Raw genomic sequence first — 3086 nt, forward strand, 5'->3', positions numbered from 1 at the left:
TTCGACGCAAATTGCTTGGGTGTTATATGGTCAAGCCTCACGGGCAATTAGTATTGGTTAGCTCAACGCCTCACAGCGCTTACACACCCAACCTATCAACGTCGTAGTCTTCGACGGCCCTTTAGGGGATTCAAGATCCCAGTGAGATCTCATCTTGAGGCAAGTTTCCCGCTTAGATGCTTTCAGCGGTTATCTTTTCCGAACATAGCTACCCGGCAATGCCACTGGCGTGACAACCGGAACACCAGAGGTTCGTCCACTCCGGTCCTCTCGTACTAGGAGCAGCCCCTCTCAAATCTCAAACGTCCACGGCAGATAGGGACCGAACTGTCTCACGACGTTCTAAACCCAGCTCGCGTACCACTTTAAATGGCGAACAGCCATACCCTTGGGACCGGCTTCAGCCCCAGGATGTGATGAGCCGACATCGAGGTGCCAAACACCGCCGTCGATATGAACTCTTGGGCGGTATCAGCCTGTTATCCCCGGAGTACCTTTTATCCGTTGAGCGATGGCCCTTCCATACAGAACCACCGGATCACTAAGACCTACTTTCGTACCTGCTCGACGTGTCTGTCTCGCAGTCAAGCGCGCTTTTGCCTTTATACTCTACGACCGATTTCCGACCGGTCTGAGCGCACCTTCGTACTCCTCCGTTACTCTTTAGGAGGAGACCGCCCCAGTCAAACTACCCACCATACACTGTCCTCGATCCGGATAACGGACCTGAGTTAGAACCTCAAAGTTGCCAGGGTGGTATTTCAAGGATGGCTCCACGCGAACTGGCGTCCACGCTTCAAAGCCTCCCACCTATCCTACACAAGCAAATTCAAAGTCCAGTGCAAAGCTATAGTAAAGGTTCACGGGGTCTTTCCGTCTAGCCGCGGATACACTGCATCTTCACAGCGATTTCAATTTCACTGAGTCTCGGGTGGAGACAGCGCCGCCATCGTTACGCCATTCGTGCAGGTCGGAACTTACCCGACAAGGAATTTCGCTACCTTAGGACCGTTATAGTTACGGCCGCCGTTTACCGGGGCTTCGATCAAGAGCTTCGCGTTAGCTAACCCCATCAATTAACCTTCCGGCACCGGGCAGGCGTCACACCCTATACGTCCACTTTCGTGTTTGCAGAGTGCTGTGTTTTTAATAAACAGTCGCAGCGGCCTGGTATCTTCGACCGGCATGAGCTTACGGAGCAAGTCCTTCACCCTCACCGGCGCACCTTCTCCCGAAGTTACGGTGCCATTTTGCCTAGTTCCTTCACCCGAGTTCTCTCAAGCGCCTTGGTATTCTCTACCCAACCACCTGTGTCGGTTTGGGGTACGGTTCCTGGTTACCTGAAGCTTAGAAGCTTTTCTTGGAAGCATGGCATCAACCACTTCGTCGCCTAAAGGCAACTCGTCATCAGCTCTCGGCCTTAAGATCCCGGATTTACCTAAGATCTCAGCCTACCACCTTAAACTTGGACAACCAACGCCAAGCTGGCCTAGCCTTCTCCGTCCCTCCATCGCAATAACCAGAAGTACAGGAATATTAACCTGTTTTCCATCGACTACGCTTTTCAGCCTCGCCTTAGGGACCGACTAACCCTGCGTCGATTAACGTTGCGCAGGAAACCTTGGTCTTTCGGCGTGGGTGTTTTTCACACCCATTGTCGTTACTCATGTCAGCATTCGCACTTCTGATACCTCCAGCAAGCTTCTCAACTCACCTTCACAGGCTTACAGAACGCTCCTCTACCGCATCACCCAAAGGTGATACCCGTAGCTTCGGTGCATGGTTTGAGCCCCGTTACATCTTCCGCGCAGGCCGACTCGACTAGTGAGCTATTACGCTTTCTTTAAAGGGTGGCTGCTTCTAAGCCAACCTCCTAGCTGTCTAAGCCTTCCCACATCGTTTCCCACTTAACCATGACTTTGGGACCTTAGCTGACGGTCTGGGTTGTTTCCCTTTTCACGACGGACGTTAGCACCCGCCGTGTGTCTCCCATGCTCGGCACTTGTAGGTATTCGGAGTTTGCATCGGTTTGGTAAGTCGGGATGACCCCCTAGCCGAAACAGTGCTCTACCCCCTACAGTGATACATGAGGCGCTACCTAAATAGCTTTCGAGGAGAACCAGCTATCTCCGAGCTTGATTAGCCTTTCACTCCGATCCACAGGTCATCCGCTAACTTTTCAACGGTAGTCGGTTCGGTCCTCCAGTTAGTGTTACCCAACCTTCAACCTGCCCATGGATAGATCGCCCGGTTTCGGGTCTATACCCAGCGACTAAACGCGCTATTAACACTCGCTTTCGCTACGCCTCCCCTATTCGGTTAAGCTCGCCACTGAATATAAGTCGCTGACCCATTATACAAAAGGTACGCAGTCACAGAACAAAGTCTGCTCCCACTGCTTGTACGCATACGGTTTCAGGATCTATTTCACTCCCCTCTCCGGGGTTCTTTTCGCCTTTCCCTCACGGTACTAGTTCACTATCGGTCAGTCAGTAGTATTTAGCCTTGGAGGATGGTCCCCCCATATTCAGACAAAGTTTCTCGTGCTCCGTCCTACTCGATTTCATTGACAAGAGATTTTCGCGTACAGGGCTATCACCCACTATGGCCGCACTTTCCAGAGCGTTCCGCTAATCTCAAATCAACTTAAGGGCTGGTCCCCGTTCGCTCGCCACTACTAAGGGAATCTCGGTTGATTTCTTTTCCTCAGGGTACTTAGATGTTTCAGTTCCCCTGGTTCGCCTCTCAAGCCTATGTATTCAGCTTGAGATAACCATCTTGTGATGGCTGGGTTCCCCCATTCAGACATCTCCGGATCACAGTCTGTTTGCCGACTCCCCGAAGCTTTTCGCAGGCTACCACGTCTTTCATCGCCTCTGACTGCCAAGGCATCCACCGTATGCGCTTCTTCACTTGACCATATAACCCCAAGCAATCTGGTTATACTGTGAAGACGACATTCGCCGAAAATTTGCATTTCTTAATTAAAAGAGAACTCACAAATTTTACCTTAGCCTGAATAAACACCAGTGAAAGTGCTATCCAGTCTATCTTTCTATCACATACCCAAATTTTTAAAGAACGAT

General features: G+C 51.1%; 1 rRNA gene. It reads right to left on the reverse strand.

Going from position 1 to position 3086, the window contains the following annotated elements:
- Positions 1–26: 26 nt before the first annotated feature.
- Positions 27–2919: ribosomal RNA gene (locus QBK88_RS30590) — 23S ribosomal RNA — on the reverse strand.
- Positions 2920–3086: the final 167 nt, after the last annotated feature.

It is taken from the genome of Pseudomonas sp. RIT-To-2, assembly GCF_029623465.1.
Classification (GTDB): Bacteria; Pseudomonadota; Gammaproteobacteria; order Pseudomonadales; family Pseudomonadaceae; genus Aquipseudomonas; species Aquipseudomonas silvicola.